Here is a 22,857-nt window from a genome sequence, read left to right as displayed (position 1 = left end):
CAGACCCCTACAAACTGGCCAGCAAAGCCTCCGAGCCATTCCACAGCGCCGCCGCCTTGGCGAGATCAGTGGCTTCAGCACTGGTGTCGACCAGCTCAAAACGATGCACCCCAGGACGCACCAAGTGGTTGCTGCGGTAGCTGAATCCCGGCGTGGCAATCCCATCGTCGAGACACAGCGCTGTCAGTAAGGCACCGGCACGGGGCAGTGATTCCGTGAGGCGCAGCAGATCGCGGGCCACCCACGCAAACGCTGCCATTCCCAGAGGATTTTGCTGACGGCTGTAGCGGAAAAAGCCCCCCGAGTCACGCGCAATCACCAACCCCGGACTCCAGGCCATCACCGGAATGGCGCCCTCAAGCCTCCGGTTCAGTTCCCGAGCCAACAACACATTGCAGAGCTTGCTGTCTTTGTAGGCCTTGTTGCCATCGAACACTGGGCTGCCATCCAGCATCGGGCAACCAGCGCCCTGATGCAGGCCGCTGAGATCACCAAGCCCAGCAGGCTTTCCCACCTTTCCGCCACCGCTGACCGGGTTGTGCACTTCCGAAGCAGTGATCACCACCCGCGGCCTTGAGGCAGCCCTCAGCAGAGGCAGCAGGGCCGTTGCCAACACCTGATGCGCCAGCTGATTCACAGCAAACGTGAGCTCAATCCCCTGAGCGCTCCATCGGGGCTGACGCTCACCGGCGTACTGGAGGCCGGCATTGAGCACCACAGCATCCAGAGGCCAACCGCGCGCTAGCAGTTGATCCGTGGTTGCCCTCACCGCATCGAGATCCGCCAAGTCGCAAATCAGGGTTTGCGCGGCACCTGAGAGAGCTTGCAGGGTGAGGTCGGAACGGGCCTGATTGCGGCAAAGAATCGTGAGCTGATGCCCCCGCGCCGCCATCTGTTTGGCCGCCTCAAGACCGATGCCCGAACTCGCTCCGGTGAGCAGGAGCCGGCGGGGTTCAGCGTGAGACATGGAGCAGAGTCAAGGGACAATCTGATGACGCGCCGCAGGGGAAAGGGACGGCGGCAACGAAACTAACGATGTGCTGGCTCCTTCTCGTGACGCTGGTGCTGTCAGCGCACGGATCGGACCACACCGCCACCAGTGGAGAGCTTGCTGGCCTTGGTGGAGGCCTCTCCAGACGTGAAGCCACAGTTGCGTAGCAGGCCGTGATCCCACTCAACCCACGGCAGCAAGCTTGAACACATAAAGCCGTGCATCGCGGTCACTCACCACATACACACGGCCACACTCGGGATCAATCGCGACACCCTCGGCCTTGCGCACCAACCGGCGCTTGCCCTCGCCGATCTCCAGGTCAAGCCGTTGAAGCACCACGTCTTGCACCCAGTCGTACTGAAACAGGCACCGACCCTGATCGCTGACGATCCACAGGCTGTCGCTGCGGGGGTCGTAGCTCAGACCAGAAAAATCCAGCTTGTCTGGACCGACCTTCGGATGGGAGAAACCGTTGGCTTTGCTGAGACAGCGCGACGACAAGATCGTGCGGCACTCCGCATCCAGCTCGATCAGCAACCCGGGCTGGGACTCCTTCACCACGAACACATGCTGGTTCACGGTGTTGACGGTGATCCCCTCCAGTCCCTTGTTATCGGGACGATGCGGGAAATGCTTCGCAACGGAGTCGTAATTGGCCATCGCGGCCAGGGGGTGCTGGTGCCGCTCACAGCGTCCTGCGATATCGATGATCAGCACCGCATTGGTCTCTTCCTGCACCGCAAACAGCTGCTTGCCATCGGCACTGAGCGCGATCCCTTCCAAGCCAGCCGCGCTGATGAAGAACGACTGCTGCAGCAACACCTGACCCTCGAGGTCGACGCAAAAGATCGCCTTGGTGTCGTCACAGACGGTGTAGAGCGCTGTGCGGTCCGCATTGAGCGTGAGGCCCGAGGGTTCATTCAGACCAATGCCGGGATCGCCGATGCGATAACTGCGGATTAGCTCGAGGCGGACTGAACCCATCAGCACCATTGCTGACGACTGCACCAATTCTGGTCTGAACCGCCAGCTCCAACCATGCTCTGACTCGGTGTCTTAGCGAGACCAAGCTTTCCGATCACACATCAACAACCTGCGAGGCCTGTTGCGACGTCGCAACTGCGAGAACTTGAACACGACGACTTGAAAGCGACGGAAGCATGCATTAAACCGTTCAAGACGCTACAAATGCCATCGCTATCTACACGAAGATGGAGGTCTGGGGGGACGCCATCTTCGCTGTGACCTTGCAGCCCTGCAATCAGTCACCTTTGCATTTCTGCATGGATGACTGGCGACTGCGGGATCGCTTCACATTTGGTTACGAGCAGAGCAAGTGAACGTTGTGCCAAACCTGCACAGCGGCACAGAACCTGCGAATGATCTCAGCCTTGGCTAGTAACGAAAAAAGGAGCCGTCTTGGCGATGAAACGTCTCTTGTTCAGCGTTGCCGCATTGCTTTTGGCCGCGATGTCGTCCCCTGCGCTAGCCAACGATTGGCGTGGAGGCGTCGTCACCATCCTGAATGGACGGGGCTTTCTCACTTATAAATTGATCGAAGTCAACGAGAAGCCAACTGAACGCTTCGCTGTTGGCTACGTCCTGGAAGGCAGCACGACAACGTCAGACGGGAAAACCTTGCCTTCGGCAGGTTGGATTGATTGCAAGGATGGATATTACGAATTCTGGAACGAAGTTGATCCGGCCAACTACACCTCCAGCAACGAAATCATGGGTGAGTTGAACACCATGGTCCGAGAATTCTGTGGAGGTCATTCCATCGACTACAGAGACTCTCCTTATTACAAAGAAAGTGGCAATGCTTTCTATTTATAAACCGATTTACATCATTTCCATCGAGCAAGCATGAGTTCGCTCCATCAAGCCTGAAACAGGTCAGTCATCTTGACGACTTGGTTGCCATTCGTCCCGTTGAACACCAGGGCAAGACCCTGTAATCACAGGCCTGAACTTTGGAGATTCCGGCGTTGAACGGTGGACTGAATGGCCCTTCCATCTAGTTCTCAGCAAACGACAACGCACGCACTTGCAGTTGCCAGCACCATTGATCCCTCACAAGACAGCCTCAACCACCGACCAACCCGCTTCGATGGTGAGAGAACTGGACGGGGCCACCTGGGGCTGGTCGATCGACGCCGCCACCCATGCGCGATCGCCAAGCCGCCAGCAATCCACCGAGCGAGATCTTCTCGCGACACTTTTTGATCGCCACCTCGAGCGTCTGCGATAACGCTGCCCTGAAGTGTTCGATCGACACGCTTGATGCCGATCGAATCATGTTCTCAACGCATGATCCCTACGAAGACATCGAGCTGGCAGGACGCTGGATCGATCAAGCGCCGATTGATCCCCAAACAAAAACCATGATCTGTCGAACAACAGTTCAGACGCTGCTGCGGTTCACTCCTGATCAGGATTGAGGCTGAGCTGCTGCAGTCGATCAAACAGATCAGGGTCGGCCACGATGACCCTGCGACTGCCATCTTCAGCCATATACGACAGCCTTCCGTTGGCATCCAGCGTCAACGCGGTCATCGGCGTGATCGGCTCGGGATCAACCATGGGATCTGTCACGACACATCAACGTTGCACCAGCGAGGCCCCCAGAACAAGTCGAAACAACCTGCCTTGGTGGCCTCGCCGCTCCGATGGATCAGGAGCGGTAGTTGAACTTGCCGCCATACATGCGGCGATAGGCAGCATTGCTGGCGTTCTTGACGGCCTGGGTGTAGCAGAAGCCGCCACCATCAACGGAACCTGGAGCAACGTTAAAGATGCTGAGATCCTTGTTCAAACGCCTGATCAGCAGGCTTCCGGAAGACATGATGTTTCCGGAGCTGCCGTTCGCGGGCGTGAGATCGGCCATGCCAACGAAGGTGGAGCAGGCTGCCCGTGCTTCGGACTTGAAGCCGCGCAGATAAGGAACCGTGTCAGTACCGAAGGTTTCCAAATATTCCTCGGAATGCACAAGGCTGTCGGCAAAGGCATCAAAGCCCTGGTCAGCAATGATCTGAATGGCAGCGCTGATCTCGGCCTGACTGATCGGAGGACGACCCAGCAGGTGCTTCATCGTCAGCTCGACGCCGCGGATCGGCGAAACGGCATGGAAGAACTTCTGCTTATAGAGATCTGACTTCACCAGCCCTGCCATGAAATCGCGAACGCTGGTGCGGCCGTCTCGCAGGAAAGCCTCTTCAGACGCCAGGCGCTGGTTCCCGGTGATTCCGATGTTGCCAAAAACCTGCTTGTAACCAGCACTGATGGCGGCTTCAAGTGCACCATTCCCAGTGGCTGCATAGGAGTGGTTCACTGCTGAGAAGGGGCAGATCTCGTGCAGACGGGGACCAGCATCAATGCCCAAAGACGCGCAATGATTTTCTTTAAATTGTGCGGGAGATGTGGCTGCCTTGCCCTTGTTGGAACTGGCACTTTTGGCCGCATCATTGGTATTTGCATGCGCAAATGAGACAGGGTCTTGATGCGTGAAGTCCCGCTTGTACTTGACAGCAGCCATGTGGATTAATGAAATAATCGGGATTCAGGCATTTGCGATCGCGACGTCACACAAAAAACTTATTAATAGTTCAGACGAGCCATTGCTTGCGCTAAATATTAATTCACAGAAACTGGCAACAAGGCTTTCTGCAGCAGCGGTACCGGCAACCGCGGCAAACTAATCGATCCAACGGTCGGCATCCATAATCGTTTTGATCAACAAGCCAAGGCGCTTGAACTCAGCAAAGTTCAGGTCCTTCACAGCCTGATCCAGGCCACTGTCAACCCACTCCCCCTCACGTTTTTCGTAGATCGTGAAGTCCTGTTCGTGGGTCGCGCGACGAATGCAATAGGTCTTGCCGTCGTTATGCAGAAAATCAGCTGAGCGAAGTTGCAGTGCCATGAACCCCGCCTCCTGAGGAGGTTTGAATCGCCGGAGCGTAAATCTCAGCGCTTCAACTCAAGATCCAGCCGTCTGATCTCAACAGGTCGAGAGACAACCGGCACAGCGCTCACCTGCATCTGCTGGGCCTCAGGAACCGGACCGAATCCACAGCGCATCCGAGCCAGTTTCCAGGATTGGTTGATGCGATTTTGCACCTGCACCATCGAGGACATGAGGGTCATCGATGGCGTAAGTGCATCACAGATCACCTCAGTAGGTTGCGGGTCACCCGGACGTTGGATGGACAGCTTGAAAGCAACAGAGGTGCCTTCTTCATAACCGAGATCAAGACTGTTCCAGAAGCTCAACGTCCCGTCCCGAGGCAGGTCAATAGTGGCGACCTGGGGGCCCATGGCTTCGGCTGTGAACGAGAAACGTTTCAGCGCTTCACCACCGGTGCAGGACGTCAGCATGAACGGAACCACAAGGGCAGCCGCTGCACGGACAAGCTGATGGTGCGATTGCTCCATTCCAGAACCAGGCACGCCATTTGCACTTTCAGGGAGTCGCACTGAATCAGGCAATGCGCCTTCATGCTCATTGCTATTGCAGGCCTCAACACCAAAACTGGGTGCATCGAGATCGGAGGCGCTGATGACAGCCGACACTCCACCCAACCAGATCGCAGGAGCTTTCTGACTTTTTCGGCCCCCTGCTCCAACAGTTTCCACCCACCCGTGAGGCTGGTCCTTCGACAGGCAAACATCCGGTGCGCCAGGTCGATCGACACTCCACTGCATCGTCAAGGCAGCCGCGTACTGCCGCAGGTGCCCCGGAGCTGCATAGCCCCACTTTTGGACGTCATGGCCCCAGGGATGCCACAGCCAGATGCTTCGACCCTTCTTCGACGGATGACGTGACGGGTTGAACGATGCACAAGCGAGCGATTTAGGCCGTCGTCTCCACCCGGAAACGATCGGCCTCCAAAATCTGAACACCATGTTCAGGACTCATTCCCCAGATCCCCTTCACTCCAGGGGGCCTGGGGTTGAGTTGTTTTTGAACTCAGTTTCAACACTTCAATGGTGCGGCGACCTGTCGAAACACACCAAGAATCTGTCTGGATCAAGAATCTGCATCAAGACAGAAAAAGCAGTGGAACATTTCACGACAAACAACATCATCTCCACTCTCCATTCAAGTGTCGCGAGTGCAACAGCTGGTGAAGCGTGTGGATGAGAAGGACGTCAGCGAAGAGTGTCCATCACTGTGATCCCCGTCGCATCCATGGTCAACACAAGAACAACCAAGCCAAACCCCATTGGTGACCATTGATCAAGTGCTTGAACAACCCTTGAAACGAAGAAGCGAGCGGCTTTCCAGCAGTGCTGGTCCTACAACAGATCCTTGAGCGGCCGATGAAAACGGTCTGAAGACGTTCTGTCTTGGCGATCTCCCCATCAGCATCTACCCGAACCGTCCTCTTGATCCCTTCTTAGGGGTCTGAAGGCTGGGCCGAATCCGAAACAAGCTCACAGTCAATACCGTCTGACATTGCTCAGACTCAAATAATGAGTTCATGACCAGATCAAGCGGGTCTTGCTTGAAACCACGACGTCGCCATGTCTAGAGAGGCTGCATCGTCCAATGCACCATGTGAGTTCCATCAGCACAGCTGATCGATCTTGAGGGCGACTGTCCTGTGATTGGGGGAGCCGGATGCAGGGTTGATTGATGTAGTTAGAGCACGAAGAATCCATCAGCGCCGATCCAACCAGAAGAGCAGGCAAGAGCAGACTTCATCGCCGACGAATGAGGGCAGAGTTGAGCAAGGATCAAGACCAGCAAAATGACTGATCACTGCCTCACAACTCGATATCGCGGGCATTGACACCGAGGCATCCTCTTCTTTAATTTCAATTGAAAGACCCAAACTTCTCCCATGCTCACTGGTGCTGAACTGCTTGCCAAAGTCAAAGACCTTGGAGATGTGAGTAAAACCGATTTGGCCACAGCGTGTGGCTATGTCTCCAAGAAGAAAGACGGTTCAGACCGTGTGAACTTCACAGCGTTTTACGAAGCACTGCTCAACGCCAAGGGAGTTGATCTTGGTGGCGGTTCTGCAGGCGTCGGCAAAGGTGGGCGCAAGTTGTCCTACAAAGCTGTTGTTCAAGGCAACGGCAACCTCCTGGTGGGCAAGGCCTACACAGCCATGCTTGATTTGCAGCCTGGCGACGAGTTCACAATCAAACTTTCTAAGAAAAAAGGTGTGACCCTTGTTCCCATGGGTGCAGAAGACGAAGAAGGCAGCGAAGACTGATCCTCATCTGCCAACGGTGATGGTCGTTGATCAGGCTCTCCGAGGGAGGGCCTTTTTCATGCTGACTCGCCACGAAGACTGGTGTGGAGGCAAAACGAGCATCAGCGTTCAGCCGCCAGCCGCTCTGAGCAAGCCAACATCCCCTAGTCCCAAAACTCGGATGAACACAGTGCTCAGCACGCTGTAAGCCACAGCTCCGAGAAGAGCGCTGCTAAGACCATTTTTGAGGCGGAATCCATCCACCAGTGATGAAGCAAGAGCGAACAACATCACCGTGATAATCCAGTCGAACAACCAACTCACCGGTGCGATCAAGCCACCCAAGCTGGCCAACGCCCAAGGCAACGCAAGTGCCAGTTTCAAGGGAACAATCAACAAGGTCCCGAGCAGACCGATGACGACAGCCGAGGTCAGTGCCGATTGAAAACTGGACAGTTCCACGCCCAGCGGCATCACCGCCACAAGAAGCAACACGAAGCCCCGAACAGGCCATTGCAACAACCAGCCGATCAATCCCATCGGTACAACCTGAAGAGGATCTCAAGCTAGGTGTCACCGAGGGTGGTTTTTCAATGCTGCCTGCCTGAGGATCAGCAGCATCACTCGCACCAGACTCCCAGAGCTTTCTACGGTCCATGGGGAATGATCCAACGATGGTGAACCACGACCCCAGGGCCGCTCTACTGCAACACAACAGCGGCAGTTGGCAGGGATGCTTCATCCGATTGCGTGCGGATGGGAGCGAAAACGATCGATTCAACACCACACTGAGTGTGGAAGATGTGGACGGGGTGATCCAGACGAAGCTCACCTATCTCAACAGCGGCCAACAGCGCTCGATGAATTTCCTCGAGCTTCCCTACACCATGCAGGTGAGCCCAGCCGGGGGATGGACACTGGGGCCTAGCTCCATCACACCGTTCAACTGGGTGGGGGAAATGTGCGTCGTGCGAGGAGAAGAGCGCCGCCGGATTGTCGTGCGGCATGGCGCCAGCGGCCTCGATCAGGTGGTGTATGTCATTGAAGCCAAGGGGGCGACGCCACCAGAACCTCCTCGAATCCCAGTTCAATGCCGGATGGAGAAACAAGGAGATTGGAGCGTCTGGAGGCCGGAACCCGATGTGGAGTTGCTGCTCGACACAAGACAACGCTCCACTGGCGACACCACGGTCTGTGGCCTCCGCTGGATCGGCATCGAAGGTGACCGACGCCAGATCGTTCGTCGATACGACGCAAACGGCATGTTGCAGCCGCTCTCAGAATCCTGGCTTTGAAGGGTGCACACCGCTTCAACCAAAGACGAAAGAGACTGCAGAATGACAAAAAAAATCCCCGCCGAAGGCAGGGATTTGAAAACGCTTCAAGGGAGTGTTGCCTTGTTTCCACCCCGTGAGGCGTTTTTTCCTCACAGAACAAATATGGCAAGCCAACTGTCACAGTGACAATTGTTCTTGACCAGTTTGCCAACCGGTCGACCGCTTCCCAACGGCAGGCCGCAGCGAACAATCCATTGAAACGACCTTCGACTACACACATCCAATCCCACACACTTCTCTTGAACACACATCCACCTCACTCGATCCGTCACCCTGGATCTGTTCGCAGAGCTGTTGGACCAGCTTGAAGCGATCGCCAAGGCGAGGAGCTTCAGCCTGAGCCTGAGCTAAGCCGTCGAAGCAGCAATGCGGCGATCCCTTGGTGATCCGCACTGAGCAACAGCGCAGACGCACAAGACCGGGGAGCGCGCGAAGCCCTGACTCAGCAGATGGCCACACACATGCGCATGCTGCAAGACGAAGTTGACGGACTCAAACGACCAAACAACCAGCCTCCCCAGGCGTCGATCGCTGAGTACCTGCCCCCTTAGCGACGACTTCGCCCCAGGCCTTGAAGCGCGACCCGACAGAGCGTTGCATTCCTTCACACAAGCACTTAACATTGCTTTACACAGAAGGGTTTCATGAATTCCGCATCACAACCTCAAACGCAGGATCAATGGTTTCAGGATGCAGCGGCGTCCCAAATCAAGGGTGAGCGCCTCGTTCGAGCTGAGTTACTTAACGGCAGAGTCGCGATGCTGGGTTTCGTGATTGGCGTTGCCACCGAAGCATTGACCGGTCATGGCGTGCTGAGCCAGATCACTTTTGGCGTTCTTGGATTGAGCTGATGACGGACTACTCCATTTGGATTTACGCGATGCTCGCCTTCGGTGCCGCCATCACTGCCGCAGTGGTTTACACCCTGTCCAGGCCCAGCGACCTGCCTTATCTCAAGCGTGACCGCTGAGGGTGTTCTCGCCAACGAATCAATCCCTCGCAACGAGTTGCGGGGGTTTTTTATTGGAATTAATCGGCAACTGGCAGGCACACAGCCCCCATCAAAAGCAAGGCAACAGCGAGATGGTCAGCCATCGGTTTTGTTGTTGCCCATGGCTGCGAGACGCGCATCAGCCCAACGGGCGAAGAAGTAGACCCCTATGAAGAGAGGCAGATAAGCCATCCACATCCGTTCGGGAGCAATGCCGGCATTGTTAACGACTGCCAGGCCGCCATATCCAACAACGAAATAGATCGCTGCTCGCCTGAGGGCGCCCACCTGCTTGGGATTCATAATTCAACTCGCTCTGCGCGGAGCCTAAGAACGCATCGTTGTCTCGTCGTCATGGCGACACGTGCGCAAGTCTTGGATGTCATCCCGATTGGCATCGGTGCCATAACCCAATCAATGCATGGAATGGTCACTTTTGCCACTACCGAACTCGAGTGGTCTGCCAACCATGTTGTGAAGAAAGCACCCATCTCATGACCAGCGAACAGGCGATTGAACTGATTGGTGCTGCCGTTGACTACAGCCGTCAACGCAGCAAGCTTCTCAACAGCATGGAGCGAACATCGGAAGCGGAAGCCATTCGTCGTGAGTTCGAAGAGTGGTTAAACCCCTCGGGTGAATGCCTTCCCTTAATGCCCTGCCCTCGTCCTGAAGACTGCTGAAGATCAAGCAACCATCAGCGAAGTCACGCGGTCAGCGTCATCACCTCGACATGATGGACCTCATGTCGAGGTGTGATGACGGATCAAAACATTTCGGCCAAGTCTCCGCTGTTGCTGATTCATCCCATCGGCGTTGGACTTTCAGCTCAGTTTTGGCATCGCTTCATCGATCACTGGACTGAGACGGGCGATGGGCGCGAGCTCATTGCGCCTGATCTGCTTGGATGCGGCTTCGCAGCATGTCCCAGGCAGCCACTGACTCCAGAGGACTGGGCCACAGCATTATTGGAACCACTGAAGCGACGGAATTCACCGCCTGTGATCCTCGTAGCTCAAGGTGCATCGTTACCAATTGCCCTGGCCGTTATGGCCGAAGCTCCTCAATTGGTGAGCGGGTTGATTGCGATAAGTCCCCCAGGATGGCGGGTGCTGAGGGACACGTTTCCAACGCAGCGATCAAACCAACTCTGGAACGTTCTGTTCAATGGCACGCTTGGGACTCTCTTCTATCGCTATGCACGACGACGGAGCTTTCTAAAAAGCTTTTCAAAGAACAATCTGTTTGCTTGTCAGGATGATGTGGATGAGGAGTGGATTGAGACACTCCATGAGGGTTCAAAAAAGATGGACACCCGCTGGGCCGTCTTCTCCTTTCTGGCGGGATTCTGGAGACGTGGCTGGGAACCCGCTCTCACAGCAGTCAACGTCCCGTTCCTGGTGGTCTTTGGCCGTTCAGCGACAGGGATTGGTCGCTCGAGCAGCTGGGACGATGTTGAGGAGCGACTGAACATTTACAACTCCAAACTGAACAATGCTGTGATTCAGACCATCGACGGACGCAACGTTTTGCCCTACGAGTCAACCAAGCAATGTGTGAACTGCGTGCAGAGGTGGCTTCAAGACATCAGCAGTTGATAAGCATCATTCACGCGTCGGAAGGATTCAGCTGATCCACCCACATCCGGATGATGCTGCTTCACAAGCTGGCGAAATGCCTGCTTGATCACATCCTGCGTCGCTGACGCGTCAAGGCCGAGAACAGACAACGCGTCCATTCGTGGATCCCGTTCGCGCCAATCGCGGTCGGTTCTGCGTTGATCACTGCGTGTTCGGCGACCGGACCTGGCTGTTCGCTCACGTCGTTGGCGTTGGTGCAGGTCCTCCACAACCCGGGCAGGATCTTCATCCAACCATTCACTCGCTCGAACGCCATACAGGGCAAACGCAGCCAGAACGGCCATGGAACGTTTGCTGGAACGAGAACCAACAGCAGCAAAAAGGTCGGTCCCCAATCCAGTCACCAAGCGATCAAGCCGTTGCTGCAACGTCAGCTGAGCATGAAAGCTGTCACGGTTGAGCTGATCGATCAGTGCAACCAAGCCAGTGGCTCTCAGCTCGGTCCAGCCCCTCTGATCAGCAAGAGAAGCACCCCAACGTTGAACCTGCGTCGCTGTCACTCTCGGCGGAGACTGGGTTGACGACTGCTGCCATGACTCACGTGAGAAAGGCTCTCGCCGCGGTCGTTGCCATTGGCGACGTCGACAACGATCAAGCTCCAGCTCAAGGCGATGAACTTCACGGCGAAGGGAATCATTTTCGCGCAGGAGGGCTTCAACGTTGCTCGTTACACGCTCGCCGCGAGCCTTCCCGGTTGGGATGTCATGAGATGTCGCTGACCAATCACGAGGATCAAAACCCATGGTGATGAGGCCAAGCCTCAATTCAGCGTCGAAGGCCTCCAGCTTGGCATTAAAGGCCGAAGATCAGCACAGCATGGAAGCTCATCAGAGCGTTGGTGGAAGCTACTGCGCAACGAAGGCCGACTCAGTCGTAGTCAATGTCTTCAAAATCGCCAGAAAGACCAGACATGAAGGGACGATCTTCGCCAGGGTCTTCATTATCGAGAACGAAAGCTTTTAGGGCGGCATCCGCTGTGTAATGCACCAAGGGGTCATTCTGAAGATCAACACCCTGCATTTCAGGATGCCCGCCAACAAATCGCTTGGCTTGACGCCACTCTCCGTAGCGCCGAACCATCTTGCTGGCAAGATGATCGAGCACTACTAGATTCAGCAAGACCAGAAGGCTGAATGCGGCAAGAGAAAGCATTTTCACTTCCTCCTCTAGGGTTATTGTCTCAGTTCTAAACCAAATATAAAGACGCACGCAAGGGTTTTTGTACTCAAAAACGAAGGGGACAGGACGAACAACAGCTCAGTGACACATGCAAATATGGATACTATAATATCTATCCCAAAAAGATTAAAAATTCAGGGTTGCAGTGAATCGCTAGAGAATGAAAACAAACTTATCAAAGCCTGTGCCTCCAGAAAGCAACAACTAAAAACAAGGCGCCAAAAGTCAGCAATACAAAACAAGCAAGAAATTCAACCTTAATGAATGAGACAACAACCAATGACGGCAAAGAAAAAGGAGAGCAAGCAAGCTTGCAGGCGCAATATTCTCTGCTAAAATAAAAAAAATGGCTTTGCAGCCAAGCGCAAATTAGTCTTCTGCATGGATAACAAGCTGCAAAATAAAGTGCCTAGGAAGATTTCGACAACTGCTGTTCTCAATTCTCCCAATGTCATTGCTGGAGGAATTTTTATAGGGTTAGCAGGGATAACTGCAGTTTGGGGTTTCACAGCACCAATCCCAGTGCAGGTCAATGGACTTGGCGTTCTCGCCCCAGTTGACGGTCTTTTCACTTATCAGTCTCAATCAGCAGGGAGGATCCTTCTCCCGTTTACACAAAACAAACAGACCAAAGAAGTTGAATATGTGATTCCAAGTTGGTCCCAAAGAGCCTACGCATTTAACACCAACAGCAAAACCACAACATTTGAAGAATCAGTTGTATTGACCGAACAGATCCTCGACTATTTGAATCAACTCCAAACAAGCCGTATGCCAATGAGCTTATTCAGTGGTGGGCTTGAAACAGGTGGCAACTACACTGTCAAAATGAACGAAGGCGATATTGTTGCAATCATCGACCAACCGTCTGCAAGGCAAGAACTTCAAAACAATCTCCACAGCCTTAAGAGGTCGATTTCAAATTACAAAAATCTAATCAAAATCAATCAAGAGTCTTTAGCGCTCAGTAAAGAAGTTGAGGAGTCACAGAACGCGCTGATACAACCACTCGGACCACTCGTAAAAGAGGGTTTCGTATCTCAACTCGAGCTGAATCAAGCCCTTGCCGAAACAACGCAATCGAGAATTGCAGTCTCTGACTTGTCATCAAATTTGCAACGTCTAGAGCTTGAAATTAAGAATAAACAATCAAATCTAATCGATTCATTATCTCAATTCCTGAGAGATTCTGTAGTATTTGCATTTGATGATGCCTATGTTCAATCATTTACATCAAGTCAATGGGACTTTGTTCAACCTGGTTCAGAAATTATGACCGTCAGTTGGTCAAATGTTTCAGAGCCATCCGTAATCCCTGTCTTTATCGATCAGCGTGCTGCAACTCAGGTGGACATTGGCCAAGAAGTCATTTTGACGCCTTTGGGCTTTAGTTCAGCCGAAATCGGTGGAATCAAAGGTCAAATAGACTCACTTGAATCAATCCCTTTCACCACAGCAACACTGGCTTCGAGGTTGAATTCTCAAGGCCTGGCGACTGTGGTTAGCCCACAGGGAAGTGTTTACCAGGTGAATGTGAGATTAAAAACGAGAGATCTCACAAAACTACGCAAGGAAGCGAGCACAACAGCATCGGTACCGATCCTCGACGGTGAGACCAATTCAATCGTGCGCGACAAAAGTGGTCGATATGTTTGGAATAACAGAAGTAACCCTCCGATCTCTCCAAGAGAAGGGTTTTTACTCTCCACCCAAATCACGACCAGAGTCAGCACGCCAATCCAAATGCTGATACCAGCACTCAGAGAAATAATCGGGATCGCACCTCCGGATAAGTTAATCCGTTTAGAACTTAATCAGCCATGAAAAAAACTCTAATACCAGCATTCTTCCGAAGGAAAGTTCCACTCGTTCTTCAATACGAGATGGTTGAATGCGGAGCAGCATCATTATCAATGATTCTCCAATATTTTGGTAAGTATTTGCCATTATCGGATCTTCGTTATCAATGCGGAGTCAGTCGAGATGGTAGCAATATGTTAAACCTCAAGAAAGCTGCAATTCACTACGGCCTCAATGTAAAAGTAGGCAAACAAAGACCAAGAGAAATCCTAGATGGAAAAGTAGATTTTCCCTGCATTGCTTGGTGGAATTACAACCATTTTGTCGTCTTTGAAAGCACGAATGGAAAGTTTTTACGCATTGCTGATCCTGGTGGAGGTAAATACAAAGTCAGTGAAACGGAGCTGAGCAATAAATTTTCAGGTTTACTCTTACAGTTTAACAAGCAAGATACTTTCGAGAAATCAGGGCGGCCCGAGCGGGAAATTCTCAACTTTCTGCCGATTATAGGAGGCTATCAAGTTTCGATTTATTTTCTCTTATTGATATCCACTGCGCTGCTCGTGACATCACTTGCAACACCTGGATTATCGGGTGCATTTGTTCAATCATTTTTAGGGGACCAAAGGTATGAACTTGGGCTTCCCATTATGTGGTTGTCATTGTTGATGGTCATTCTGGCAGCGTCTCTGACTAGTGTTCAATTGAATGTCGTCCGACGACTTGCTCTCTCCATTCAAAGACGATTATCTGTCGAAATATCCTTCAAAATATTATCAGTCGACTATCAATTTTACACGAGTCGATTCATTGGTGACATCGCAAGCAGACTTAAACTGTCTGAGAACATTGCCAACACATTGATCAATCAGTTCCTAATATTCGTCCTGGGCCTGATCGGAGCTGCTTTAATCATCCCTTTTTTACTTTTAATCTCATGGCAATTGACGGTCATATCTCTAATTTATGTACTGGTTAACATTACACTAGCAGCGATTGCTGCCAGCATGTTAATTGATTCAAATCGATCAATTCAGGTTGAATTAGGCAAAGTCTATGGCATCACAGTGAGAATGCTGAGTGATACAAGAACGATCAAAGCATCGGGACTTGAAAACAGATATTTATCGACGTATCAAGATTTTTATAGTCCCATTTTAGAGAAAAGCCAAGAGGTTCAGAGCAAAATGAATTCCTTTGACTTTCTCACAGATTTATCAAATACACTTTATAACTACGGAACGATTGCTTTCTCAGGTTTTTTGGTGATGCAGGGAAGCATGAATTTGGCTGGATTTATGGCTTTCCAAGTTTTACGCAACGAAATCACAGGCCCTCTACTCAGCGTTTCAAATCTTTTGGATCAACTCCAGCAAGCTGAAGCTGAGCTTGGAAGACTTCAAGACTTAAGATTGGTTGAAAATGACCCCAAGGTGCGATCCCTTGATCAGTACAAATCACAATTAGTTGATTCGAAGCTTAATTTCGAATCTGATAACAAGCAAACTCAACTTAAAATTAACAAGCCAAAATCAATTAGCGTCATTAACGTAGATCAGACATTTTCACCCTTGTCTCCAAATGTTTTAACTGACATCAATATAAGAATAAAGGATGGAGAGTTAATTAGTATCATTGGCCCAAGTGGGTCGGGGAAATCGACCCTCATCAAAAATTTGGTTGGTCTCTATCAACCTTCTAAAGGGCAGATTCTCTACGGTGATCATGACTGGATGGAATATGACGATGAGACAATTCGGCGGTCGTTCGCTTATGTTTCGCAAGAAACCAACATATTCCGCGGAACAATCTATGACAATTTAACCATGTATAACGATAACTACGATCTTGATCATGTCAGGGAAATAGCAAAAATCGCTTGTTTTGACGACGTTGTGATGAATATGCCTCAAGGATACTCTCAATATTTGGGCGATAATGGCAACGGTTTAAGTGGCGGACAATTACAACGTCTCTCAATTACTAGAGCGTTACTAACCGCACCCAATATACTTTTTCTTGATGAGGCTACAAGTGCATTAGACGTGCCAACTGAGCGAATGGTTATACAAAACATCAAGAACTTAAATTTGACCGTGATTGCAGTCGCACACAGACTTCTTACTGCAAAGCTGTCTGATCAGGTTGTTGTTTTAGACAAAGGATACATCAAAGAATCTGGTCACCCCAACGAGTTGTTGAAAGTTGATAATTCACTTTTCAAACAACTCATCGATCAGGAAGATTGAGCACTATGATGGCAAATAATAATTTCAATGAGATCCAAGCATCATCAAAAGCAATTCAGTCATTGCTTAGCCTGGATGTGTCAACTCAAAAGGATCATGAGTCGTTCAATAAGAGCACTATCGAAGATGAAGCATACAACTTAATTAATAAACTCAGGGAGTTATTCGGTCTTGACCAACAGCAAATAATCCAGTCGCGTAACACTCTTGAAGATTTATTAGAGTCTAATGGGTTCTATTATCGCCCTTCAAACATTAGTCTTGACTACGGTAAATATGAACAGATTCCTCTCGTTACTATCAATAAAAAAAATGGCTCACTCGTTATTATCCATGAAATTGGATCAAAAACAAAGATCTTCGATACGACACTAAATACCTACATTAACGGAAAAAAGTTTGAGCAAGAAGATGATCAAACTGTTTACGAAATTTTCCCAATCTTTCCCGAAAATCTCGATACTTTTTGGGAACTCCTCAAATTTTCATTCCCTGCTGTCAAGAGAGATTTTATATTCGCTGCTTTAATCTCAGTTTTCGTCACAGGGCTATCACTTCTCTCACCAATCATCACATCCAGAGTGGTAGGAGACGTTGTTCCAAGCGGAAACATCGGTTGGATCATTTCAACGTTCATAATCACTGTTGTGATTGCTCTCTATTCATCGTTGATGACATGGCTACAGTCGTTCTTTTTACTTCGATTTACACAAAAATTAAGTCTCAGGATTCAGATTCCAATCTACCAAAGAATTCTTTCTTATCCCATCTCGTTTTTAGATCAGTATAAGATTGGCGACTTATCATCGCGTGTTACTTCAGTCAACAGCCTACTTAGGTCATTATCATCATCAGCGCTATCGACAGTCATCAATATCATATCTTTGATTGGCTTCATGGGATTGATGATTAATTATGATTGGCAACTTAGTATTTTTGCGATTGGATTGATCATCACCATTGCAGGCATACAAACTGGTATTTTCAGACGTCAAATTGTTTACGAAAAAAGCTTCGTTGAAGAAGAAGCTAATTTCTATGATGAGACATTGCAATCATTGAATAATATTGCACAAATTAGAACCTCTGGGAGTGAACGATCAATTATCGAACGATGGAGTAAATCAATATTCTCGTTCACTTCTCTTCGCTTTAATGTCAATCTTCTTTCTAGCTACAATTCAATCATATCGAGCTTTTTAAATAATTTTGGCTTGTCTTTGATTTACGCAGTTTTAATTTACCGGTTACTCAATTCAAGTGATATCAACGAACTCGGATTACAGGCATCCACTTTTATTATTTTTTCGAGCGCCTTTTCTAGTTTTTCAACGAAGTTTACACAGCTTGTTGATCTATTTAATACGGTTTTGGGTCAAGGTTGGGTCGATTTCAAGCGGGCTATGCCGCTAATTCATCAAAAACAAGAAGAGGGTTTGAATACCATTAAAAAGCAAATCACTCTTAACGGTCTTATTCAATTTAAAGATGTCACATTTTCTTATCCAGGGTCTGACAATATAATTTTAGACAAAGTAAGTTTCACGCTTTACCCTAATCAATTTAATGTTTTATTTGGCCCCAGCGGATGTGGTAAGTCAACGATTATCCTTATCATCTTAGGTTTTTATCCAATTCAATCTGGATCAATCTTTATCGATGGGCACGAATTATCAGAACTTGATATCAAGCATCTCAGGTCACAGATGGGAACAATCCTTCAAACAACTGTTCTTCCAGTTTCATCAATCAAAGATGCTTTAACATCTGGTTTGAGCGAATCAAATGAAACAATCTGGAGAACACTTGAGCTTGTTAATCTGTCAGAAGAAATAAATGCTTTGCCCATGAAATTAGAGACAATCTTGTCCGAGGGTGCTGGTAATATTTCTGGAGGCCAGAGGCAGCGCCTAGGCATTGCCCGTGCTCTCTTACGCGAACCCAAGGTTTTATTAGAAGACGAATCGACATCGGCGCTTGATAATTATTCCCAACGCGTTATCGTCGAAAACTTGAAAAATATTGGCGTCAGTCGCATCGTCGTTGCACACAGGATCACAGCAATCCAAAGCTGCGATCACATTATTGTTCTTCAAAAGGGTAAAATCGAATTCGAAGGATCTTTCGAAAACAGCCTTGTAAACTCCAATTATATGAAGGAGGTGATGCAAAAATACCGCTCACAAGGAACAGAGGTGGATTAATCCAATGAGACGAAATCTTTTCTTTACCATGTTATCGATCAAGATAGCCTTCAAAGCTTCGATAGCGGCACTTTGTTTGGTCCCACTTGCGTCTACTTCTCATGCGTATGATTTATCCATAAACCTAGATCAACTGAGTGATGCACCAGAAGGATTCTTTAAAAAAGAGCTTTTACAGACAATTTCTACCCAACACTGGCAACAAGTCGAAAATTTTCTAAATAAGAGCACAAACTATCCAGATGCGAGGTCATTCACGCTGAAGGAGTGCATCGATTTTGCATTTGCGAATAACCCAGAAATCAAACAACAACTGAGTGATCTGGAATCCAGCCGAGATCGACTGACCGCAGCGACCAGATCCTGGAATCCAACTGCTTCCATTTCCAGCGAAAGCTTCACCATCAATGGAGGCGAATCATTCAACGACCGTCGAGAGGAGACTGATCCATCTCAATCGAATCCGCTTGGAACCATTCGAAGGAGTCGAACGACAGACACAACCAACTCGCGAGCAACGAGTCGGGTTCAGGCGGAGGTGACTTGGCAATTTCTTGACTTTAGCCGGCAACCCACCATCAATTCAGCTTCAGCGTCTTACTCCGCTCAACGCTATGGATTTTATTTGTTTTCTCGAGACCTCGTCAGTCAAATACAAACGACATACTACCAATTATTAGCCCAAAAAGATCTCATTACCTCGTACACGATCATTGCTAAATCGCAGAAGCTCTCCGCTGAAGTCCAAAGAGCCAGATTCGATGCAGGTCGTGTCAGCCTTCAGGATTTGGGCCAAAGTTATGCAGCGTATTACAACACTCTCTCACGACTGATTCAGTCTATCCAATCCTATTATGAGTTTTCTAGCACACTGGCTAGACTCGTTTCACTCCCCGAAGAAACCTTTATTATCACCAAAGGAGAAAGCAAATTTCAAGCAGACTGGCCATTTGGTCTCGATGAATCAATTGCATTGGCAAGGCTAAATAATGATCGAGTCCTTCAAGCAGTTGAACTCTCCGAAGGATCAAAATGGAGTGGCATTTCACAATTAAATAGTACGCTTCCTAAGCTATATTTATCTGCCAACGCAAATTATCTAGGGAGTGAGAGCTCGCTCAACAGCAATCAAGACGTTGAATTAGAGAGCTCTGGGGCAGGAATCAATGGAGATAGCTACACAACAACCAGTGTTTGGTCTAGAGATTCGAACTATGATATTTCCGCGTTGATTGGATTTCGATGGACGTTTTATCAGGGTGGCGTCAATGATGCCAATGCATCCTTTGACTTTAATCAATCCAAAGCGTTTGAATTTGAAGCAGAATCGTTTCGTAATCGTGCCACTGAAACCGTGAGAACGACAATCAATGCTCTTGATTCTGCAACGCTTGAGTTCATGACTGCGAAAGCAGCAGCTGATTCGTCTAAAATTGCATATGTTGCAGCAGTGGCCCGAATGAATGCAGGTCTCACTGATATCACAGCACTTAATCAGTTAGCTCAACAATATCAAGACGCAATTACCTCAAAAATACTTTCGATTCAGAATTACAATACACGTCTATCAACGTTATATCGTGAAACAGCTATTTGGCCTCAAGATGCGGAAGGAATTGCCGATCAGCTCCTGAACCAAACAGGTCTTCAATGAGTCCAGAAGAGATAAAAATCTTCGGTCTCGTTTGATGCTTTTAGCCGGGTCACCAGGGAAGAATCTCACCATTGGCATGCCAAAATGTTCCTGACGTTTCCAAGGAAAGCGCATCGATTCTTTGCAGCAGTCCTCGAACAGCGGTCTCTGGAGAAATTCCGTTGGGATTAAAGCGGATCATGCGTGTTCGAACCAATCCAGGATGCAGAATTGCTACAGCAATGCCACGCGGTTTCAGGTCAAAGGCCAGTGATTTTGCTGCACTATTCAGAGCTGCTTTCGACATCCGATAGCCATAGGAACCACCAGACGTGTTGTCATCCATCGACGCCATCCGGCTACTCATGAGCGACAACTTGGAACCTGCCGGCATCAATTCAGATAGAGCTTGAGCCAACATCAGCGGAGCCAAAGCATTCACCTCGAACTGGCGGCGAATGGCATCAGGATCCAGCTGATCGAAAGCGATGGTCTCCAGAATTCCGGCATTGAGGATCACACCATCCAACACCGTTCCTTCAAGCCTGCGAGCCAGTTGATCGGGTGCATCCCGAGACGTTTGATCCAAACCGGCTTCAATGCGTACAGGTAGTGCCTGAAGCTCGTCTGAGGGCTCACGGCACACAGCGATCACCTGATCCCCGCGCCGCTGCAGTTGTCGACAAAACTCGAAACCGATCCCCCGGTTAGAGCCGGTGACTAGAAACGTTGACATGAATGCGTCAGGTGAAAACAACCATCCTCTCGGGTGGAGGCAAGGAGGATCCAGTGTTTTAAAGAAGGCTCAAAGAGCCATCAGTTGGATGGATCAGAACACACCTTCAGCACCCTCGCTCAAACAGCTGTTGTTACGCGGTCTTCGCATTGCAGCGAGCACGGTTGCTCTCGTGGAACTGCTGCGCAATGACTGGGCCGGAGGTGGATTGGCCACCCTGGCCTGGCTCGTGTTCACACAGGTGGAACGCCGTCAAAGCAAGCAGACGTCATGAACCAGGCCATTCCCATCCAGCAGGTGGCTGCCTTTGCTAATGCCCCATTTGAAGGCAATCCGGCTGCCATCTGCATGTTGGATGCCTGGCTACCCGACGCACTGATGCAAGCGATCGCAGCGGAAATCAACCTCTCTGAAACAGCCTTTGTGGTGGAAGCTGACGGGTGCTACAGGATTCGTTGGTTCACTCCCAGCTGCGAAGTGGATCTCTGCGGTCACGCCACGCTGGGCGCCGCCTACGTGCTGTTTCAGCAAGACCATGAATCTGATCAGATTCAGTTCGATTCCAACAGCGGAGAACTGGTCGTTGAGCGTCAGGGTGAAGGTCTTACGCTCAACTTTCCAATCCAACGCGCCAAGCCCTGCGATCCACCGGAAGGGATACGCAACGCTCTGGGGGTCACCCCATTGGCCTGCCTGCTTGGAGAAGACCTGATCGCTGTTGTCGCCGATGAATCAACGGTTCAGGGGCTGACACCAGACCTTGGAGTTGTGGCATCACTGCCCGGTCGGGGGTTGATCGTGACGGCTCAGGGCCATGAAGTGGATTTTGTCAGCCGATTTTTCGCACCGGGGATTGGGATTGATGAAGACCCCGTGACCGGATCAGCCCACTGCAGCCTCATTCCCTACTGGGCTGAGCGATTGGGACGCAGCACCCTTGATGCTCGGCAACTGTCGAAGCGGCGTGGATCCCTTCACTGCCAACTCGCTGGCGAGCGCGTGAGGATCACAGGGGAAGTGATGCCTTTTCTGAATGGTTTCATTGACCTCTCAGATGCATCACTGACGAGCTGATCCCAACCGATCACATCAGAATTTTCATGCAACGTTTGACCTGAGAGTCCATGGCTGTGTTCTTACTCGTGCATGGTGGATCTCATGGCAGTTGGTGCTGGGACGCTTGTGCTGAAGTACTCCGGCGTGAAGGTCATCAAGCGGTGAGTTTCGATCTGCCAGGACATGGGCAAGATCCAACGCCGCGCGATCAAGTGACCTTGCAGGCTTACGGCGAAGCAATCCGCGATCAACTGGAGCGGTGCGGACCTCAACCCCCAGTTCTCGTCGGCCATTCACTGGCCGGCATCGGCATCGCTGAAGCCATGGCAACAGCGCCGATCGCTCTCGATCAGCTGGTCATGGTGGCCGCACTGGTGCTCAAGCCCGGAGAACGAGCCATCGACCGTATTCCGGAGAGCCGTCGTCCGAGCTACTTCGAACTTGCGGAGGCATCAGACGATCAAAGTATCTCCCTGCATGCGGACGTCACACGCAAGCTGTTTTTCAACGACCTGAATGAGAGCCAAGCCGCTGCTTATCACGCCCGACTGACACCCCAGCCTCTAGGCGTGTACCTGGAAGAGAGCCCATTCGACCTGTCCACCCTCACTTGCCCCAGGCATTACCTCGCCTGCAGGGACGACCAGGCCCTAGGGCTGGAGAGCAACCTGTTGTATGCGGCGCGGTTGGGGGGCACCACGCGCATCCTTGAAGCTGGTCACGATGTGATGCTGTCAGAACCCGACATGCTCGCGCAGGTGCTCATGGCTCTTCTCGGCAGAGGTTGACGTCGATGCATCCCACGTCAACCAACTCTCTCCATGGTCTGACGAGGTGG

At 50.5% G+C, this 22,857-nt stretch carries 26 protein-coding genes; 14 read left to right on the top strand and 12 right to left on the bottom strand.

All coding sequences use genetic code 11. The annotated features are described in order from the left end of the window. Positions 1 to 7 precede the first annotated feature (7 nt). Positions 8 to 967 (bottom strand): SDR family NAD(P)-dependent oxidoreductase, encoded by a 960-nt coding sequence (locus tag SynA1560_RS06380; RefSeq protein ID WP_186501453.1) that lies wholly within the window; start codon positions 965 to 967, stop codon positions 8 to 10. A gap of 207 nt (positions 968 to 1,174) precedes the next feature. After that, the gene (locus SynA1560_RS06375) at positions 1,175 to 2,002 is read right to left on the bottom strand and encodes an SdiA-regulated domain-containing protein (protein ID WP_255477101.1); all 828 of its coding nucleotides are present in this window, start codon (positions 2,000 to 2,002) and stop codon (positions 1,175 to 1,177) included. Between the two features lie 417 nt (positions 2,003 to 2,419). On the opposite strand from SynA1560_RS06375, the gene SynA1560_RS06370 reads away from it, so the two are divergent. Together SynA1560_RS06370 and SynA1560_RS06365 are read left to right on the top strand one after the other, a co-directional pair. Beyond that, positions 2,420 to 2,830, top strand: coding sequence for a hypothetical protein (locus tag SynA1560_RS06370; protein ID WP_186501451.1), 411 nt, complete (start codon positions 2,420 to 2,422; stop codon positions 2,828 to 2,830). Between the two features lie 274 nt (positions 2,831 to 3,104). Next, on the top strand, positions 3,105 to 3,245 hold the full coding sequence (locus SynA1560_RS06365; protein ID WP_186470774.1) for a hypothetical protein: 141 nt from the start codon (positions 3,105 to 3,107) through the stop codon (positions 3,243 to 3,245). A gap of 170 nt (positions 3,246 to 3,415) precedes the next feature. Here the strand turns inward: SynA1560_RS06365 and SynA1560_RS06360 are convergent, their stop codons facing one another. The 4 genes from SynA1560_RS06360 to SynA1560_RS13690 all read right to left on the bottom strand — a co-directional run bounded on the left by SynA1560_RS06360 (position 3,416) and on the right by SynA1560_RS13690 (position 5,896). Further along, positions 3,416 to 3,577, bottom strand: coding sequence for a hypothetical protein (locus SynA1560_RS06360; protein ID WP_186470773.1), 162 nt, complete (start codon positions 3,575 to 3,577; stop codon positions 3,416 to 3,418). A gap of 91 nt (positions 3,578 to 3,668) precedes the next feature. Then, a complete protein-coding gene (locus SynA1560_RS06355) occupies positions 3,669 to 4,325 on the bottom strand; it encodes a phycobilisome rod-core linker polypeptide (RefSeq protein WP_255477100.1) in 657 nt (218 codons plus the stop codon). 363 nt (positions 4,326 to 4,688) lie between these two features. After that, positions 4,689 to 4,913, bottom strand: coding sequence for a hypothetical protein (locus SynA1560_RS06350; RefSeq protein WP_186501450.1), 225 nt, complete (start codon positions 4,911 to 4,913; stop codon positions 4,689 to 4,691). Positions 4,914 to 4,957: 44 nt separating this feature from the next. Beyond that, positions 4,958 to 5,896 carry a hypothetical protein gene (locus SynA1560_RS13690; RefSeq protein ID WP_186470770.1) on the bottom strand — a complete coding sequence of 313 codons (939 nt, stop codon included), beginning with the start codon at positions 5,894 to 5,896 and terminating at the stop codon, positions 4,958 to 4,960. A 941-nt stretch (positions 5,897 to 6,837) separates the two neighbouring features. On the opposite strand from SynA1560_RS13690, the gene SynA1560_RS06340 reads away from it, so the two are divergent. Beyond that, the gene (locus SynA1560_RS06340; protein ID WP_186470769.1) at positions 6,838 to 7,215 is read left to right on the top strand and encodes an AbrB family transcriptional regulator; all 378 of its coding nucleotides are present in this window, start codon (positions 6,838 to 6,840) and stop codon (positions 7,213 to 7,215) included. 108 nt (positions 7,216 to 7,323) lie between these two features. Here SynA1560_RS06340 and SynA1560_RS06335 read toward each other — a convergent pair whose 3' ends face one another. Beyond that, positions 7,324 to 7,734, bottom strand: a complete 411-nt coding sequence (locus SynA1560_RS06335; protein WP_186470768.1) for a phage holin family protein — start codon at positions 7,732 to 7,734, stop codon at positions 7,324 to 7,326. A gap of 116 nt (positions 7,735 to 7,850) precedes the next feature. On the opposite strand from SynA1560_RS06335, the gene SynA1560_RS06330 reads away from it, so the two are divergent. Next, the gene (locus SynA1560_RS06330; RefSeq protein ID WP_255477099.1) at positions 7,851 to 8,489 is read left to right on the top strand and encodes a DUF3598 family protein; all 639 of its coding nucleotides are present in this window, start codon (positions 7,851 to 7,853) and stop codon (positions 8,487 to 8,489) included. 686 nt (positions 8,490 to 9,175) lie between these two features. After that, the gene (locus tag SynA1560_RS06325) at positions 9,176 to 9,382 is read left to right on the top strand and encodes a chlorophyll a/b-binding protein (RefSeq protein WP_186470767.1); all 207 of its coding nucleotides are present in this window, start codon (positions 9,176 to 9,178) and stop codon (positions 9,380 to 9,382) included. Between the two features lie 236 nt (positions 9,383 to 9,618). Here SynA1560_RS06325 and SynA1560_RS06320 read toward each other — a convergent pair whose 3' ends face one another. After that, positions 9,619 to 9,825, bottom strand: coding sequence for a hypothetical protein (locus SynA1560_RS06320; protein WP_186470766.1), 207 nt, complete (start codon positions 9,823 to 9,825; stop codon positions 9,619 to 9,621). A gap of 191 nt (positions 9,826 to 10,016) precedes the next feature. On the opposite strand from SynA1560_RS06320, the gene SynA1560_RS06315 reads away from it, so the two are divergent. Next, positions 10,017 to 10,205, top strand: a complete 189-nt coding sequence (locus tag SynA1560_RS06315; RefSeq protein WP_186470765.1) for a hypothetical protein — start codon at positions 10,017 to 10,019, stop codon at positions 10,203 to 10,205. A gap of 75 nt (positions 10,206 to 10,280) precedes the next feature. Continuing rightward, positions 10,281 to 11,120 (top strand): alpha/beta hydrolase, encoded by an 840-nt coding sequence (locus SynA1560_RS06310; protein WP_186501448.1) that lies wholly within the window; start codon positions 10,281 to 10,283, stop codon positions 11,118 to 11,120. Here the strand turns inward: SynA1560_RS06310 and SynA1560_RS13940 are convergent. The 3 genes from SynA1560_RS13940 to SynA1560_RS06300 form a co-directional block, all read right to left on the bottom strand. After that, positions 11,102 to 11,584 (bottom strand): J domain-containing protein, encoded by a 483-nt coding sequence (locus SynA1560_RS13940; protein WP_370523197.1) that lies wholly within the window; start codon positions 11,582 to 11,584, stop codon positions 11,102 to 11,104. The genes SynA1560_RS06310 and SynA1560_RS13940 overlap by 19 nt on opposite strands. 74 nt (positions 11,585 to 11,658) lie before the next feature. Further along, complete coding sequence (locus SynA1560_RS13935; RefSeq protein WP_370523196.1) at positions 11,659 to 11,799, bottom strand: hypothetical protein; 141 nt, start codon at positions 11,797 to 11,799, stop codon at positions 11,659 to 11,661. Between the two features lie 230 nt (positions 11,800 to 12,029). Then, a complete protein-coding gene (locus SynA1560_RS06300; RefSeq protein WP_186470762.1) occupies positions 12,030 to 12,371 on the bottom strand; it encodes a hypothetical protein in 342 nt (113 codons plus the stop codon). A gap of 351 nt (positions 12,372 to 12,722) precedes the next feature. Between SynA1560_RS06300 and SynA1560_RS06295 the strand changes: the two genes are divergently transcribed. From SynA1560_RS06295 to SynA1560_RS06280, 4 genes are read left to right on the top strand one after another with little or no spacing between them, the layout of a single operon-like run. Further along, a complete protein-coding gene (locus SynA1560_RS06295) occupies positions 12,723 to 14,165 on the top strand; it encodes a hypothetical protein (RefSeq protein ID WP_186501446.1) in 1,443 nt (480 codons plus the stop codon). Further along, positions 14,162 to 16,390, top strand: coding sequence for a peptidase domain-containing ABC transporter (locus tag SynA1560_RS06290; RefSeq protein WP_255477098.1), 2,229 nt, complete (start codon positions 14,162 to 14,164; stop codon positions 16,388 to 16,390). Before SynA1560_RS06295 ends, SynA1560_RS06290 begins: the two co-directional genes overlap by 4 nt. Before the next feature lie 8 nt (positions 16,391 to 16,398). Beyond that, positions 16,399 to 18,594: a peptidase domain-containing ABC transporter gene (locus SynA1560_RS06285; RefSeq protein WP_186501444.1), complete on the top strand. Its 2,196-nt coding sequence runs from the start codon at positions 16,399 to 16,401 to the stop codon at positions 18,592 to 18,594. A gap of 28 nt (positions 18,595 to 18,622) precedes the next feature. After that, positions 18,623 to 20,248, top strand: a complete 1,626-nt coding sequence (locus tag SynA1560_RS06280) for a TolC family protein (RefSeq protein WP_186501443.1) — start codon at positions 18,623 to 18,625, stop codon at positions 20,246 to 20,248. A 49-nt stretch (positions 20,249 to 20,297) separates the two neighbouring features. Here SynA1560_RS06280 and SynA1560_RS06275 read toward each other — a convergent pair whose 3' ends face one another. Further along, positions 20,298 to 20,963: an SDR family oxidoreductase gene (locus SynA1560_RS06275; protein ID WP_186470757.1), complete on the bottom strand. Its 666-nt coding sequence runs from the start codon at positions 20,961 to 20,963 to the stop codon at positions 20,298 to 20,300. Positions 20,964 to 21,051: 88 nt separating this feature from the next. Between SynA1560_RS06275 and SynA1560_RS06270 the strand changes: the two genes are divergently transcribed. The 3 genes from SynA1560_RS06270 to SynA1560_RS06260 are packed head-to-tail and all read left to right on the top strand — an operon-like array spanning position 21,052 to position 22,807. Next, on the top strand, positions 21,052 to 21,237 hold the full coding sequence (locus SynA1560_RS06270) for a hypothetical protein (RefSeq protein ID WP_186470756.1): 186 nt from the start codon (positions 21,052 to 21,054) through the stop codon (positions 21,235 to 21,237). Next, positions 21,234 to 22,037: a PhzF family phenazine biosynthesis protein gene (locus SynA1560_RS06265; RefSeq protein WP_186501442.1), complete on the top strand. Its 804-nt coding sequence runs from the start codon at positions 21,234 to 21,236 to the stop codon at positions 22,035 to 22,037. Before SynA1560_RS06270 ends, SynA1560_RS06265 begins: the two co-directional genes overlap by 4 nt. A 50-nt stretch (positions 22,038 to 22,087) precedes the next feature. Beyond that, complete coding sequence (locus SynA1560_RS06260; RefSeq protein ID WP_186501441.1) at positions 22,088 to 22,807, top strand: alpha/beta fold hydrolase; 720 nt, start codon at positions 22,088 to 22,090, stop codon at positions 22,805 to 22,807. Positions 22,808 to 22,857: the final 50 nt, after the last annotated feature.

The sequence above is a fragment of the Synechococcus sp. A15-60 genome (assembly GCF_014280095.1).
GTDB lineage: Bacteria > Cyanobacteriota > Cyanobacteriia > PCC-6307 > Cyanobiaceae > Synechococcus_C.
This window is presented reverse-complemented; position numbering and strand designations above follow the sequence as displayed.

What these genes read in the sequence shown, in the direction of transcription:
- SynA1560_RS06380 (WP_186501453.1), bottom strand. Translation starts at nt 967, where the DNA reads ATGTCTCACGCTGAACCCCGCCGGCTCCTGCTCACCGGAGCGAGTTCG.
- SynA1560_RS06340 (WP_186470769.1), top strand. Translation starts at nt 6,838, where the DNA reads ATGCTCACTGGTGCTGAACTGCTTGCCAAAGTCAAAGACCTTGGAGAT.
- SynA1560_RS06295 (WP_186501446.1), top strand. Translation starts at nt 12,723, where the DNA reads ATGGATAACAAGCTGCAAAATAAAGTGCCTAGGAAGATTTCGACAACT.
- SynA1560_RS06315 (WP_186470765.1), top strand. Translation starts at nt 10,017, where the DNA reads ATGACCAGCGAACAGGCGATTGAACTGATTGGTGCTGCCGTTGACTAC.
- SynA1560_RS06330 (WP_255477099.1), top strand. Translation starts at nt 7,851, where the DNA reads ATGGGGAATGATCCAACGATGGTGAACCACGACCCCAGGGCCGCTCTA.
- SynA1560_RS06360 (WP_186470773.1), bottom strand. Translation starts at nt 3,577, where the DNA reads ATGGTTGATCCCGAGCCGATCACGCCGATGACCGCGTTGACGCTGGAT.
- SynA1560_RS06275 (WP_186470757.1), bottom strand. Translation starts at nt 20,963, where the DNA reads ATGTCAACGTTTCTAGTCACCGGCTCTAACCGGGGGATCGGTTTCGAG.
- SynA1560_RS06280 (WP_186501443.1), top strand. Translation starts at nt 18,623, where the DNA reads ATGTTATCGATCAAGATAGCCTTCAAAGCTTCGATAGCGGCACTTTGT.
- SynA1560_RS06350 (WP_186501450.1), bottom strand. Translation starts at nt 4,913, where the DNA reads ATGGCACTGCAACTTCGCTCAGCTGATTTTCTGCATAACGACGGCAAG.
- SynA1560_RS06310 (WP_186501448.1), top strand. Translation starts at nt 10,281, where the DNA reads ATGACGGATCAAAACATTTCGGCCAAGTCTCCGCTGTTGCTGATTCAT.
- SynA1560_RS06265 (WP_186501442.1), top strand. Translation starts at nt 21,234, where the DNA reads ATGAACCAGGCCATTCCCATCCAGCAGGTGGCTGCCTTTGCTAATGCC.
- SynA1560_RS06270 (WP_186470756.1), top strand. Translation starts at nt 21,052, where the DNA reads ATGGATCAGAACACACCTTCAGCACCCTCGCTCAAACAGCTGTTGTTA.
- SynA1560_RS06325 (WP_186470767.1), top strand. Translation starts at nt 9,176, where the DNA reads ATGAATTCCGCATCACAACCTCAAACGCAGGATCAATGGTTTCAGGAT.
- SynA1560_RS13690 (WP_186470770.1), bottom strand. Translation starts at nt 5,896, where the DNA reads ATGGTGTTCAGATTTTGGAGGCCGATCGTTTCCGGGTGGAGACGACGG.
- SynA1560_RS06290 (WP_255477098.1), top strand. Translation starts at nt 14,162, where the DNA reads ATGAAAAAAACTCTAATACCAGCATTCTTCCGAAGGAAAGTTCCACTC.
- SynA1560_RS06260 (WP_186501441.1), top strand. Translation starts at nt 22,088, where the DNA reads ATGGCTGTGTTCTTACTCGTGCATGGTGGATCTCATGGCAGTTGGTGC.
- SynA1560_RS06370 (WP_186501451.1), top strand. Translation starts at nt 2,420, where the DNA reads ATGAAACGTCTCTTGTTCAGCGTTGCCGCATTGCTTTTGGCCGCGATG.
- SynA1560_RS06320 (WP_186470766.1), bottom strand. Translation starts at nt 9,825, where the DNA reads ATGAATCCCAAGCAGGTGGGCGCCCTCAGGCGAGCAGCGATCTATTTC.
- SynA1560_RS06335 (WP_186470768.1), bottom strand. Translation starts at nt 7,734, where the DNA reads ATGGGATTGATCGGCTGGTTGTTGCAATGGCCTGTTCGGGGCTTCGTG.
- SynA1560_RS06365 (WP_186470774.1), top strand. Translation starts at nt 3,105, where the DNA reads ATGGTGAGAGAACTGGACGGGGCCACCTGGGGCTGGTCGATCGACGCC.
- SynA1560_RS13935 (WP_370523196.1), bottom strand. Translation starts at nt 11,799, where the DNA reads ATGATTCCCTTCGCCGTGAAGTTCATCGCCTTGAGCTGGAGCTTGATC.
- SynA1560_RS06285 (WP_186501444.1), top strand. Translation starts at nt 16,399, where the DNA reads ATGGCAAATAATAATTTCAATGAGATCCAAGCATCATCAAAAGCAATT.